General features: G+C 44.7%; 8 protein-coding genes. 3 read left to right on the top strand and 5 right to left on the bottom strand.

Features of this window, described 5'->3' with window-relative positions:
• Nucleotides 1-7: 7 nt before the first annotated feature.
• From J1N51_RS06460 to J1N51_RS06450, 3 genes are all read left to right on the top strand, one after another.
• Nucleotides 8-1,015: a fumarylacetoacetate hydrolase family protein gene (locus J1N51_RS06460; RefSeq protein ID WP_208833111.1), complete on the top strand. Its 1,008-nt coding sequence runs from the start codon at nt 8-10 to the stop codon at nt 1,013-1,015.
• 155 nt (nt 1,016-1,170) lie between these two features.
• Nucleotides 1,171-2,955, top strand: a complete 1,785-nt coding sequence (locus J1N51_RS06455; RefSeq protein ID WP_208833110.1) for a patatin-like phospholipase family protein — start codon at nt 1,171-1,173, stop codon at nt 2,953-2,955.
• Nucleotides 2,956-6,765 carry a non-ribosomal peptide synthetase gene (locus J1N51_RS06450; RefSeq protein ID WP_208833109.1) on the top strand — a complete coding sequence of 1,270 codons (3,810 nt, stop codon included), beginning with the start codon at nt 2,956-2,958 and terminating at the stop codon, nt 6,763-6,765.
• Here the strand turns inward: J1N51_RS06450 and J1N51_RS06445 are convergent.
• Genes J1N51_RS06445 through leuA form a run of 5 tightly spaced genes read right to left on the bottom strand, consistent with a single transcriptional unit; the run spans nt 6,762 to nt 13,531 of the window.
• Nucleotides 6,762-8,651 (bottom strand): protein kinase domain-containing protein, encoded by a 1,890-nt coding sequence (locus J1N51_RS06445; protein ID WP_232842878.1) that lies wholly within the window; start codon nt 8,649-8,651, stop codon nt 6,762-6,764. The two genes, J1N51_RS06450 and J1N51_RS06445, sit on opposite strands and share 4 nt — an antisense overlap.
• Before the next feature lie 45 nt (nt 8,652-8,696).
• Nucleotides 8,697-9,326: a 3-isopropylmalate dehydratase small subunit gene (gene leuD / locus J1N51_RS06440; protein WP_208833108.1), complete on the bottom strand. Its 630-nt coding sequence runs from the start codon at nt 9,324-9,326 to the stop codon at nt 8,697-8,699.
• Nucleotides 9,327-9,336: 10 nt separating this feature from the next.
• Nucleotides 9,337-10,743, bottom strand: coding sequence for a 3-isopropylmalate dehydratase large subunit (gene leuC / locus J1N51_RS06435; protein WP_208833107.1), 1,407 nt, complete (start codon nt 10,741-10,743; stop codon nt 9,337-9,339).
• An 18-nt stretch (nt 10,744-10,761) separates the two neighbouring features.
• The gene (gene leuB / locus J1N51_RS06430; RefSeq protein ID WP_208833106.1) at nt 10,762-11,925 is read right to left on the bottom strand and encodes a 3-isopropylmalate dehydrogenase; all 1,164 of its coding nucleotides are present in this window, start codon (nt 11,923-11,925) and stop codon (nt 10,762-10,764) included.
• Complete coding sequence (leuA, locus tag J1N51_RS06425) at nt 11,915-13,531, bottom strand: 2-isopropylmalate synthase (protein WP_208833105.1); 1,617 nt, start codon at nt 13,529-13,531, stop codon at nt 11,915-11,917. The genes leuB and leuA overlap by 11 nt, the downstream gene beginning before the upstream one ends.
• Between the last annotated feature and the right edge of the window lie 52 nt (nt 13,532-13,583).

The raw sequence follows: 13,583 nt of genomic DNA, 5'->3' as shown, positions 1-13,583 counted from the left end.
ATAATTAATGAAATTAGCAACCCTAAAGTCAGGTCGTGACGGTCAACTAGTTGTCGTTAACAATGCGCTGACTAAAATGACGCCTGCAACTGATATTGCAGCGACATTACAACAAGCATTGGATAATTGGAAAGACGTTGAGCCTAAATTAGCGGCGTTATACCAGCAATTAGAAAACGGTGAAGTGGAAGCTCAAGACTTCAACGAGCAAGATTGTCACTCGCCTCTGCCACGCGCTTATCAATGGGCTGATGGTAGTGCATACGTCAACCACGTTGAGTTGGTACGCAAAGCTCGTAACGCTGAAATGCCAGCGAGTTTTTGGACTGATCCTTTGATGTACCAAGGTGGTTCGGATAGCTTTTTAGCACCTCGTTCACCAATCGTTATGCCAACGACAGATGGTTTTGGCGTTGATTTTGAAGCAGAAGTTGCGGTTATTACTGATGACGTTCCTATGGGCGTTTCAGCAGAAGACGCATTGCAGTACATCCGTTTAGTGATGATCGTAAATGACGTGTCGCTTCGCGGTTTAATCCCGAACGAATTGGGCAAAGGTTTTGGTTTCTTCCAATCTAAACCATCAAGTGCATTTGCACCTGTTGCGGTAACACCTGATCAATTGGGCGACGCTTGGCAGGACGGTAAGCTTCATTTGCCATTAGTGTCTCACCTAAATGGCGATATGTTTGGTAAGCCTGAAGCAGGCGTTGATATGACGTTTAACTTTGGTCAACTGATTGCACACGCTGCACGTACACGTCCGTTATGTGCTGGTACAATCATTGGGTCAGGTACTGTGTCTAACAAACTAGATGGTGGCCCGGGTAAACCAGTCAGTGAAGGTGGTGTTGGATATAGCTGTTTAGCAGAAATCCGTATGATCGAAACCATTAATCACGGCGAACCAAAAACATCATTTATGCAATTTGGTGACAACGTTAAGATTGAGATGTTTGACAAAAACGGTCAATCTATCTTTGGTCGAATTGATCAAGACTTAGTAAAACAATAAAGCATAATTGCTCATTAAAGCTAAACTTATGTATCAGAAAAACCTTGCTTTTTAGCAAGGTTTTTTATTTTAAAAGGCAACAACTAGGCGACAAAATCAATCTAATCTGCCATGATGATATGAGATCATTAGGATGAAAAGGTGGTATTCAGACTATGACGGTTTCGACAAATGAACTGTTTGAACTGTTACAAGCGAGCGACGACTTTAAGGAATTAAGTCCGGAGCTACTTATTGAGCTTGCAAAAAGCATGCGACTCGTCGAATTAAAAGGCGGGGATACGTTCTTACGAGAAGGGGATCCAGCGGATTCTTTGTTTTTGTTAGTGTCTGGTCGCTTACGGGTCCATCGCACCGATAAAGATGGCAACAAACTCATGTATAACGAAGTGTTGCCTGGTGATTGTGTTGGCGAAACTAACATGATCTTACATAAAAAGCGGACCGCAGACTTATCGGCAACTCGAGATTCAATCGTTGCAATTCTTGATTACAGTCAATATGAAGAGTTGGTAAAGCGCTACCCAGTCGAAATTAACCGTGCCTTTTCGGCCGCTATTTACAGAGAGTTACGTCACGAGCGTCACATTGGTCGCCGTCGTCGCGCTCAGTCACTGTATCTTCTTCCTATACACCAAAGCATAGACACTCAACAATTTGCGGACCAACTCAAGCTTGCCATGGGCAGAGAGGGTAAAACCGAAATAATCTCTGAACAAGACTTCGATACCGTATTTCAGCTCGGTAAATTGTTAGATGAAAAAGAGCGAAGCAATGACTTTTTGATCATCATAGGTGATGGCACCCTTTCGGATGTCCAAAGAGCCTTTTTTGAACATGCTGATCAATTAGTTTTATTAGCTGATGGCATGGAAGAGATGGCGCTTTCAGAGGCAGAGAAAACCCTCGCCAATCATGAAAACTTTCCGTTGATTCGCCGTCATCTTGTTCTCGTTTATCAGACCGATATTCACCTGTGTGGAGATCGTGTGGCCTGGAATCAAGAGCGCAACGCAGAACGTGTTTATCCAATTAAACACAGAGAAATTCGTGATTACGAAAGGCTTGCGCGATTTATTCTTGAAAAAGCCGTGGGACTTGTACTCGGCGGCGGTGGTGCTCGCGGATTTGCACACTTAGGTGTATTGCGAGCGTTCGAAGAATCAAATATACCTGTTGATATTATCGGCGGGAATAGTATGGGTGCCCTGATAGGTGCCAGCTATGTTGCAGGTATCCCTCGAGAGATAATTCACCAAGAGATTTTAAAACATTCAAAAAAGGGCATGAAACTAACCGTTCCTGTTGTTTCTTTAATGTCCAATTCTAAACTGGCAGGCGCGTTTCAAGATGCCTTGGGTGATACGCTGGTTCAAAACTTATGGACGCCATTTTTTGCCACTGCGTGTAATTTATCAGATGCCGATACTAAGGTGATTGACTCAGGGCCTTTGTGGCGAGCTGTTTTAGCATCTAATTCGCCAGCTGGTCTTCTACCTCCCGTCGTGGTTGATGGAAACTTGTTAGTCGATGGCGCCATTTTAGAAAATGTGCCTGTTGCAGCCATGCGTCAAAAGCTCAGCACACCGCTTGAGCGTCGTCGCGGTAATGGTTTGGTTATCGCGGTAGATGTAGATGTAAAAGGGCGATTTGCGGTTAACGAGCAGCTCGATGAAATATCACCGTGGCAAAAGGTAAAATCACATTTTTCTAAAACCACTGACACCTTACCGGGAATTGTAGACATATTAATGCAAGTGGCTCACGTTGGAGGTTTGTCGCAAAGAGACTATACCAAACGCAGTGCTGACATATATTTAGAGGTTCCCCTTTCCAACTTCAAAATGATGGATTACAAAAAAGCAGAGTCCATCATTGAGGCGGGATATCAATTTGCTCTGGCCGAAATAGACAGACTTAAAGAACAAGTACACCAATAGATGCAGCGCTTACCCTATTCATTACCCCAAAAGGAAATCTGGGCCGAGTGGTTGGCGTGGGGAGACTCGACACACTTAAACATAGGCGGTTTTTCTAAATTACAAGGCCAGCTGAGTGAAGAGATAATGAGAGCGGCCTTGCAATTGTTGGTTGCCGAGAATGATGCTCTACGCCTGGTCCCTTCAATTAAAGGCGATCAAATATTATTACCTTCCTTTGAAGCTGAGCTGAATGTTGTCGATTTTTCTTTAGAGTCCGACCCTCACTCCAGAGCCAAAGAATGGCAAGAAAGTTGGATGCAGCAGCCATTTATCAATAAAAATGCACCGCCAATTCGATACGGGCTATTGAAAGTGTCTGATACGTTCCACTATTTGGTGATCCAGTCTTCGCATATGATCATGGATGGTTGGAGTTTATCCATTGCACCACAAAAGTGGGCCGAATGTTACCGCCGAATTTGTGATGGTAATAATAACTGTGTTCCATCAAGTATTAATTATGAGCGGTTTATCGAGGACTCAATTTCCTACAAAGCGTCTAAGACCTTCAAGCGTGACGAAACCTTTTGGAAAAATAAGTTTCCCGAATTAGGGGAAGCGTTATTTATGGAGCGCTATCCGAGCAAAGGCAGTCAAGATCACACTTTGTCCTCGGCTTTCATTAATTATCACCATGTCCATGATGAAATACGCGACGCGATTATGGTTAGGGCCAAACAATGGGAAGCCACGCCATTTCACGTCTATATGGCTTCGTTAGCTGTGTATTTGTTTGAAAGTTTGTCGGTGGAAGAGGTCACTATTGGTATTCCGGCTCTCAATCGCTCTGGTAATAAGTATAAGCAGACATTAGGTATGTTTGTTGGGGTGTTACCTATTACTATTAAGCGGCCGATATCGGGCTCATTTAAAGATTTAGTCACTCAGGTAAAGGCTGAACTGGTGACAAGTTACCGATATGCAAAAATGCCTTTGAGTGAGCAGTTCAAGCGCTTGAAAGCAGTGAACAAAGGACGTGATCGTCTATTCGATGTGATATTTTCGTTTGAGGTTTTTGAGTTTTCTAGTTTATTTGGTGATGCTTCACTGAGTGATACAAAACAAACTTTTTCTCACTACAGCCGTTACCCCATGGCCATTTCTTTATGTGATTTTGTAGACGCTAAAGATACAGAAATGGTGATTGAATGCTCGGAGCGCTTTTTTTCCGAACAAGAGGCTGACTTAATCGGTGCAAGACTGGTTTATTTATTGAAGCAATTTTGCCTTGAAGAGGCAGAGCTTAGCAAGGTTAACCTATGCACCCCCTCTGAGTCACAGCAGTTGTCACAAGTGCCTCAAGTCCTTAAGCAACAAGAACGGTTTGTCAGTTTTGTCGACTTTGTGTTGAGCCACGCCAAGGTTACTCCAAAGAGCACAGCACTCATTACTCGCGAACAGCAATTGACTTATCAAGAAATGATCAACGCGGCGGTCAACCTTGCCAGTCTGCTCGAAAAGATGGGCGCAAAACAAGGCGACCATCTTGTTCTTGCGTTACACAGGGGACCAGAAGTCGTTGTAAGTATTTTAGCAACGGCATTCATTGGTGCGACATTTATTCCCGTTGATTTAGACTGGCCTGTCAGTCGAGTCGATAACATAGTAACTCAGGCGGCCCCTAAGCTCGTTTTGGTCAATGAAGAAAACGTCCTGCGCTACAGTGATATTCAACCTGAGATGGTCGTTGTAGATTTGCCGGCTTTAATGGCGACTAAAGCAGAGTTAAGTCGCTTGGATACGTATCGAACCTATAAAAATGTACCTGCTTATGTGTTGTTTACCTCAGGTTCTACTGGTGAACCTAAGGGCGTGAGTGTGGGTCATCAGGCACTGTTATCAAGGTTAAATTGGATTGCCGAAGCGTGGGGATTAACAGCCTCGGATCGCAGTTTACAAGCGACACAGGTAAATTTTGATCCATCCTTGGTTGAATTATTAGCACCTTTGTACGCGGGGGGCAGTGTTGCTTTTCCTCCTCCAGGGCGATTACTACCAGAGTGGCTGCCTTCATTTATTGTAGAGTTTGGGGCGACCTTAATGGCATTTGTACCTTCAACCCTCAGAAGGTTCATTGATGGCTTAGAACCTAATCAAATACTACCACTGAGAGTTTGTTGTTGTGGTGGTGAAATTTTGTCGTACGAAATTGCTCAAAAATTCATTAAGGCGACCAACACTAACCTCTACAACGTTTATGGGCCGACTGAAGCAACTATTTTCTGTACAGCCTGGCAGGTTCACCCCAGCAGAATGGAATCGACTTCGATGCCGGTGGGGCGTCCACTGTTTGGCACCAAAATATACATAATCAATGCCCAGAAAAATCTTCAGCCTTATGGCGTCGTCGGTGAAGTATTGATTGCCGGAGCGGGTCTTGCCGATGGTTATTTAGCTAAAGAAGCAGAAACTCGGGCTAGGTTTATTGAGTTAACGTTACCCTCTGGAAAGCAAGTAAATGCCTATCGCACAGGTGATAATGGCTGGTTAGATTGTGATGGCGTATTACATTTTGTCGGTCGAATAGACAGACAAGTCAAACTACGTGGATATCGCATAGAACTAACCGAAATTGAGAATGCGCTGATGTCTCTCGATGGAGTGGAACTCGCCGCGGTTAAAATATCAAGCAATACGGCAAAACCATATTTGAGTGCATGGTATGAGAGCGAAGCTGAATTGTCAGAAGCGACAATAAGAGCAGAGTTAATGGCTCGGTTACCAGATTATATGGTGCCGGAGCGATTGTTGAGAGTTAGTGCTTTACCAGTTACTCACAGCGCTAAAGTTGACTATCAAGCGTTACCTGAAATTGTGGTGAACCAGGGTGTTAATGAATCAAGAGAGCCAATTGGTCCACTGGAAAACAAAATCTTTGAAATTTGGTCAAAGCATATCGAAGCAAAAGAGCTTAATGTAAATAGCCATTTTTTTGAAGCCGGCGGTGATTCATTGTCTGCCGTTATTTGTCTCAACGAACTCGAACAATATGTAGGTCAGAGACTGTCACTTCACCAACTGGTATCGCACCCTACCATTGCAGGTTTGGCGCAGGTGATTAACAGTCAGTTGAATTTACCAGAGTTACTGGTCAGTTTAGGAGACACCACTCGTCAAAAAAGTTTGTACATTGCGGCTTCTGGCAATGGCGATTTAATTCGTTTTCAAGCGTTAGCTCAGTGTTTAAGAGGCAGTGCCGATATCCATATGCTACAGCCGCCAGGTAATGTGGATGATATTAGTATCGAAGAGTTAGCGAGTTTGTACGCCGATAAAATTATCGAGCGAGGAGAAAAGCAAGTTTATCTAGCGGGCTTTTCTGTGGGTGGATTAGTCGCCTTAGAGCTTGCTCAATCGCTTCAGGCAAAAGGAATTGATGTTGGCCATTTATTTATCGTTGATACGATTTTAATGAAACTACCTCGACCAATTACTTGGTGTTGGAAGCGACTCTCACGATTAGTGTCTAACTGGCATGTACCGGCTCAGCGCGTTGCCGGATCGAGGTTTTTAAGTGCCATTCAAGATCACGGCCTGTTAATGCAAGTTAAAGCCATGCGCAACTACGAGTTGAACAGCTATTCGGGCGATGCTGTTTTGATAAAGTCATCAGCCTATAAACTCATACACGGCTGGCTGTTAGGTGGGTGGCGAAAAGTTTTACAGGGACAAAAGCGTGAAATTCAAATCGAAACCTCACACTCAGCGTTTTTTCAGCCAGGTCGAGTAGAGCAACTTGCAGACGTCATCAAAGAAACAATCCGTTAATCGCTCAACTCTAAAGAGGTCAGGTATTGTTTGGGGTTTTTGGGGTAATACTGGGTATAAAGACCTTCGAACGAAGAGAAGGTCTTTGTGTCGCGATACGGAAGCTTCATGAATCCAGAGACGCCCAGACCAGAAATAAGCGGTACTTTTTGGATAATACTTTCCAGAATAGCGACAAACTCAGCTTCTTGTTTTAAGTCCAGCAGCTTGTAGTAGTTGTGTATTTTCATATGGGTTTCAAATACTTCAAAAATAATACAACCTGTGTGGTGGATGACATTAAGCCGTTCTAAATCATCAATGATTGAATCCGGCAACGTCAAAAGCTCATCGGGATCTTGACCATCCTCGAAGTAGGAGTGCATGCGCTCGGGCTTTTCAACGGTCGAGGATATCTTAGCTTTTTCGTAGGCTAATCGAGTGTCAGGCTTGGGCCAAAACTGTTGGTTTGGGTCTTTTCTGTCTAAGTGAATTGTTCGTTTTGCATCAAACAGACACGCTTTAAAAATACCATTTCGTTGGATTGCTCTTGCTAAATAAACTAAGTTATCAACGACTTCACTGAACGACTTTTCGAGACTTTTGTCAAACACACTCAAACTACTGTCGATAGAAACCGACTGCTCGCCCCATTTAATAACCAAACCTCCAACGACCGGAAATTTGCCAAGCCGACTCACAGCAGCAAGAAACGCTTTTTCATTTTCACCCATGCCAGCTAGGTAGTTTTTGTAATAATGCTCGAGTTGTACGTCTTTGATATCGGCCACATGAGAAGGATCGAGGTCTTCCATCAAAAAAGATTTTCGGGAGCTATAAACAACCGTGTCTATATCTTTAGGAGTAGGAGCAAAATGGATGGGTAACAATGCTTTTGCCTGTGGCATAGGAATGTCAGGTAAGTATAAGCTTCGCATCGTTGACATATTTTTTATAAAGTAATCACCAGCTTTGGCTCGAATTTTTGGATCCGGGTCGAGCATGTTGTCCAATACTTCGGCAAACTCTCGTGGTAAACCCAAGCTGCGTGCCGGAATAACTTGGCTACCATATCGGCTACCTTGATTTGAGGCTAGCGCATACAAGGTGCTGGCGACGCCTTGCTCGTCAAATCGGGGGGATGATACATCGCCGGCCATTTGTTCTGGCCCGATAAAATAAACATCACCAAGTCGGCTATTTGATGACTGTAAATCATTAGACAGTAAGTCCATGATATTGTCTTGGGTTGGTTCGCCATTGCAGTCTACCTGAGCAAAGACTGATGAGCCCCAATCGATTAATGAGATTTCGTTATTGGCGTCATAAAAGGTCAAATTAGAAGGTTTGATATCGCCATGGACAATGGGTCGCGCATTCGAGCCGATTCGAATTGTTCGCAAGTATTTTAAGATATCAGCGAGCTGAGCTGCTATGTCGATAATTTGTCGTGGAGTGAGTTTGCCGTGACGCAGGGAGTATTGCTCTAAGTCGATTCCAACTCCACGATCCATCTCAATAATACCCTGTGAGCGATTGACAACATAATGGTGAAAAGTTGGAATTAATGGGTGTGACAGATAACTCATCATTTCCGCTTCTTCTCGAAGGCGCTCTCTTACTGAAGCAGGTAGGGTAATTCTAGAAAACTTAAAGACTTTGTGACGGCCAAAGGCGTCTTCACCTTTAAAGGCAAAACCATAGGCACCTGAACCTAATAGCTCCACTTTGTCGTAGCCTAACTTGTTGAGTTGTTTTTGACAGATCCCTATCCATTGGCGCAGTTTTTTAGAGTCGTTGGTCGATAATAAATAAATCGACTGCTGCTCTGGGATATAAAAGTTTTTTAACTGACTGCCATACATAGTAGGTTCGACGAGTTGTGCCATGATTGATTTGTTTAGCATAAATTAACTCACTACCGAACGCTACCATATGATTTACAAGTCTGATTACAGCCAAGGCTGAGTGGATACTCGTCGACGCTCAAAAGCTTCTATCTCTGAAACGTGTTGCAAAGTCACGTCAATAAAGTCGAGTCCGGCTAATAACCGAGCTTTGACATCGGCGGACAGTACAAACGGCCAAGATTGTTGTTTTTGTCCTTTAGGCTGGCAAATAAGCTGATTGCTGTTCATATCGACATGAACATGAGCAGGGGCAAATTCAGTGGCCAATAGGATTAATTGATTTATGTGCTCGGGTGCCAAAGTGATGGCTAGTATTTGGTTGTTTACACAATTGCCAAAAAAGATATCAGCAAAACTCGGTGCCACAATCACTTCGAATCCATATTGTTTGAGCGCCCAAGGGGCGTGTTCGCGACTTGAGCCACAACCAAAGTTATCTTGGCTCACCAATACGGAAGCACCGGTATATTCTGGGCGATTAAGAATAAACTCGGGATTAGCAGAGCCATCTTTTAGATAACGCCAGTCATAAAATAATGCTTCGCCGAATCCATCTCGAGACACTGAGGTTAAGAATTGTTTTGGAATGATCTGGTCGGTATCGACATTTGCTTTATCAAGCGGGGCTACTAAACCAGTGTGAAATAGACCAGAATGAAAATAATCAGACATATTAGGCTCTCTATTGATTAGGTTGAGTTGTAGCAAGAGCAAGCTTGCCAGTAATTGCGGCGTGTGCAGCCATTAGTGGCGAGACTAAATGAGTACGCCCACCTTGACCTTGGCGGCCCTCGAAGTTTCGATTAGAGGTTGAGGCGCAACGCTGTCCTGACCCCAAACGGTCATCGTTCATAGCAAGACACATAGAGCAACCTGGCTCACGCCACTCACATCCTGCCGCAATGAATATTTGGTCTAAGCCTTCTGCCTCGGCTTGTTGTTTTACTGGCATTGAGCCTGGCACTATCAATGCTTGAACGCCAGTTGCTACATGTTTGCCTTGTAATACACTCGCCGCAGAGCGTAAATCTTCAATTCGACTGTTGGTACAAGAACCAATGAAAACCACATCAATCTCGATGTCAGAAAGTGCCTGGCCTGCCTTGAGCCCCATATAATTGAGTGCGGCTCGCATGGCATCCGCCTTGACCAAGTTGTCTTCTTGGTTAGGGTCTGGAATGTTTTGGTCAATGGCAATAACTTGCTCTGGCGACGTACCCCATGTTGACATAGGTTTTATATCAGCACCGTTTAGCTCGACTAAGGTATCAAATTGGGCATCCTTATCTGATTTTAGAGTTCGCCAAAAGGTCAAGGCGTCTTGCCAGTCGGCGCCTCTTGGCGAGTAAGGGCGGTTTTTTAGGTAATTAAAGGTCTCCTCATCTGGGGCAACAAGGCCGGCTTTGGCACCCATTTCAATACTCATGTTACACAAGGTCATACGTCCTTCCATGGATAACGCGGTAATGGCCTCTCCTGTGTATTCAATAACATGGCCAGTGCCACCGGCAGTGCCCACTTTACCTATGATGGCAAGGGCAATGTCTTTGGCCGTCACGGCAGGATGAGTATGGCCTTTGACTTCAACTTTCATGGTTTTCGGTTTTTTCTGAGGTAATGTTTGGGTTGCCAAAACATGTTCTACTTCTGAGGTGCCAATGCCAAAAGCCAGTGCGCCAAACGCGCCATGGGTCGAAGTGTGTGAATCGCCACAAACGATCGTATGACCTGGAAGAGTGAGTCCTTGTTCTGGGCCGACGACATGAACAATGCCTTGGCGATCGTGATTGAGATCAAAAAGCTCAATGCCAAACTCCTCGCAATTTTGCGCCAACGCCGAAAGTTGGGTTTGAGCTACCTTAGAGGCGGCATCAAATGAACGAACACGGGTTGAAACATTGTGGTCCATCGTAGCGATAGTACGCTCTGGATGACGAACTTTGCGATTGGCGGCTCTCAATCCAGAAAATGCTTGTGGTGAGGTCACTTCATGGACTAGATGTCGGTCGATAAAGAGTAAGTCTGTTGTTGCATTTAAGGCGGTAACTTTGTGTTGTTGCCATAGTTTTTCAATTAATGTTTGCGGCATCACTTATTCCTCCAGGCCTTAGCTATTCGCCATTTTTATGTTTTGATTGTGCTGCTCGACATATTCAGATTTTCCGGCAGTAGCTAAAATGGCTTGAGCGATAGCAGTGCCGACTTGTGAGGTACTTAGGGGGCTGCTATTTTCAATCTTATTTGAAGCCAAATCCGCGGTAACTTGGCCCTTTGCTATGACTTTATTGACAGCGAGTTCGATAGCATCTGCGGCTTCGTTTTGATTGAGGCTGTACCTCAACATCATGGCTGCAGAGAGGACCTGAGCAATAGGGTTAGCGATGTTTTTACCTGCTATATCCGGGGCACTTCCTCCGGCGGGCTCGTAAAGACCGAATTGTTTTTCGTTTAAACTCGCCGATGGTAGCAGGCCCATAGAGCCTGTGATCATAGCGCACTCGTCAGAGAGGATATCGCCAAACAAGTTGTCACATAAAAGCACATCAAACTGACTAGGATCTTTGATAAGTTGCATAGTCGCGTTGTCGATATAAATATGCTCAAGTTCGATGTCAGGGTAGTCTTTACTGATTGCGTTGACTGTTTCTCGCCACAACATACTAGTCATTAGTACGTTCGCTTTGTCGACAGAGGTAACTTTGCGTTTGTTACCTCTGGCTCGTGCTGTTTCGAATGCGATTCGGGCTATTCGAGCTATTTCCGCTTGGTTATAACGTTGCTCATCAAAGGCTTCTTCCATATTGTCTGCGTGAGTTGCTCGGCCTTTTTCACCAAAATAAATCCCACCGGTAAGTTCGCGTATAACCACAATGTCAAACCCTTTGGCGGCGATGTCTGCACGCAATGGACAGGCGCATTGTAACGAAGGGACAAGACGAGCAGGGCGCATATTACAAAACAAACCAAAATGTTTGCGCAGGGGCAGTAAGGAACCTCGCTCGGGTTGTTGATCTGGTGGTAAATGCTCCCATTTAGGGCCGCCGACAGAACCAAACAAAATTGCGTGTGCTTGTTGGCATATTTCTAAGGTTTGTTTGGGTAAAGGGCTACCGGTATTATCGATAGCACAACCCCCGACATCACCATGCTGATACTCTAATTGAAAATCAAAACGTTGTTGGCAGGCATCGAGTACCTCAAGGCAAGCGGCCATGACCTCAGGACCAATACCATCACCCGCCAAAACGGCTATTTTGTAATTAGGCTTCATGACTCACTCCTTGGTGACTTGTTTGGGTAGGTTTTACATTTTGTTGTTTGGCTTGTTCTATTTGTTCGGCTCTGTGCAACAAGTTAAGTACGTTGATATACGCTTTGGCAGAGGCTTCGACGATATCGGTCGCCAATCCGGCACCGTGATAGCGTTGACCAGCGGACTCGACGACGATATCCACTTGACCGATGGCAGACTCACCTTCACCTTTTGCGGATAATTGATACTGCACAAGATTTAGCGGGGTGTTAGTGATTCGATTAATAGCTTTGTAGGTGGCTTCTACGGGGCCGTTACCGGTAGCGGCTTCTGAGGTACTTTGATCACCCATTCTTAACGCCACCGTGGCCGATGAAACTTGATTGGTCGTTGTTGTCGTATTTAAAAAGCTCAATTGGTAATGATCATCAGCTTGTTCTAGTAAATTGTTGTACATCAAGGCTTCTAAGTCATAGTCATAGACGGCGCCTTTTTTGTCAGCCAAATTCAAAAACTGTTGGTAAAACTGATCTAAGTCATATTCTTGCTCTGAGTAACCCAATGTTGTCAGACGATGAGCAATGACATGACGACCTGATCGTGAAGTTAAGTTGAGCTCGTTGGCCTTGATACCGACCTGTGAAGGTTTGATGATCTCGTAGGTGTTTTCTGCTTTTAGCACACCGTCTTGGTGAATTCCTGAGCTGTGTGCGAAAGCATTGTCACCGACAATGGCTTTGTTGGCCTGGACAGGCATATTACAAATTTGCGCCACTTGATGACTGGTACGGACGATTTCTTGTGTTTTGATGCCAGAACTTAGGTTGTATAAGTCTTTGCGAGTGTTGATGATCATGGCGACTTCTTCCAAAGAGCAATTTCCGGCTCGCTCGCCAATACCGTTGACGGTGCACTCAATTTGCCGAGCACCTGCTTGAATCGCAGCCATACTGTTTGCGACGGCAAGACCAAGGTCGTTATGGCAATGCACACTCAAAATAGCTTTGTTGATGTTTGGCACACGGTTTCGCAATTGCTCAATCATGAAGGCGTATTCTTGGGGGGTTGTGTAACCAACAGTGTCGGGCAAATTTATTGTCCTAGCGCCAGCTTCAATGGCCGCATCAACCATAAAACAAAGATCATCTATAGGTGTTCTTGCGGCATCTTCACACGAAAATTCCACATCATCACAGTATTGTCTGGCGAGCTTTATCGAGCCAATCGCGGATGTTTTTGCTTGCTCTAAGCTCATTCTTAATTTGTGTTTTAGGTGAATCGGTGATGTTGCAATAAAAGTGTGAATTCGTGACTGTTCGGCACTTTTAAGTGCATTTGCACATTGAATGATGTCATTTTCGACCGCTCGAGCGAGACCACAAATACGTGGGCCACGGACCTGATTAGCGATTTCCTGAACAGACATAAAGTCTTCTGGAGAAGACACAGGAAAGCCGACTTCCATCACGTCGACATTGAGACGAGCAATGGCATGAGCGAGTTCGAGTTTGGCTCGGCGGGACAAACTGGCACGCAGCGCTTGTTCACCATCTCTGAGGGTAGTGTCGAATATGATCACTCGGTCTTGAGGTGTACCTTCGAGTTTTTCGGTGTGTGTGTCCATCGTCGATTCCTATTTGTCTTAATTTGATAACCAAACGCTATAAAACCAAACG

The organism is Psychrosphaera ytuae (assembly GCF_017638545.1).
Taxonomy (GTDB): Bacteria; Pseudomonadota; Gammaproteobacteria; order Enterobacterales; family Alteromonadaceae; genus Psychrosphaera; species Psychrosphaera ytuae.
This window is presented reverse-complemented; position numbering and strand designations above follow the sequence as displayed.

Coding starts and splice junctions, on each gene's coding strand:
- J1N51_RS06450 (WP_208833109.1), top strand. CDS start 2,956: ATGCAGCGCTTACCCTATTCATTACCCCAAAAGGAAATCTGGGCCGAG.
- J1N51_RS06455 (WP_208833110.1), top strand. CDS start 1,171: ATGACGGTTTCGACAAATGAACTGTTTGAACTGTTACAAGCGAGCGAC.
- leuD (WP_208833108.1), bottom strand. CDS start 9,326: ATGTCTGATTATTTTCATTCTGGTCTATTTCACACTGGTTTAGTAGCC.
- leuB (WP_208833106.1), bottom strand. CDS start 11,925: ATGAAGCCTAATTACAAAATAGCCGTTTTGGCGGGTGATGGTATTGGT.
- J1N51_RS06460 (WP_208833111.1), top strand. CDS start 8: ATGAAATTAGCAACCCTAAAGTCAGGTCGTGACGGTCAACTAGTTGTC.
- J1N51_RS06445 (WP_232842878.1), bottom strand. CDS start 8,651: ATGCTAAACAAATCAATCATGGCACAACTCGTCGAACCTACTATGTAT.
- leuC (WP_208833107.1), bottom strand. CDS start 10,743: ATGCCGCAAACATTAATTGAAAAACTATGGCAACAACACAAAGTTACC.
- leuA (WP_208833105.1), bottom strand. CDS start 13,531: ATGGACACACACACCGAAAAACTCGAAGGTACACCTCAAGACCGAGTG.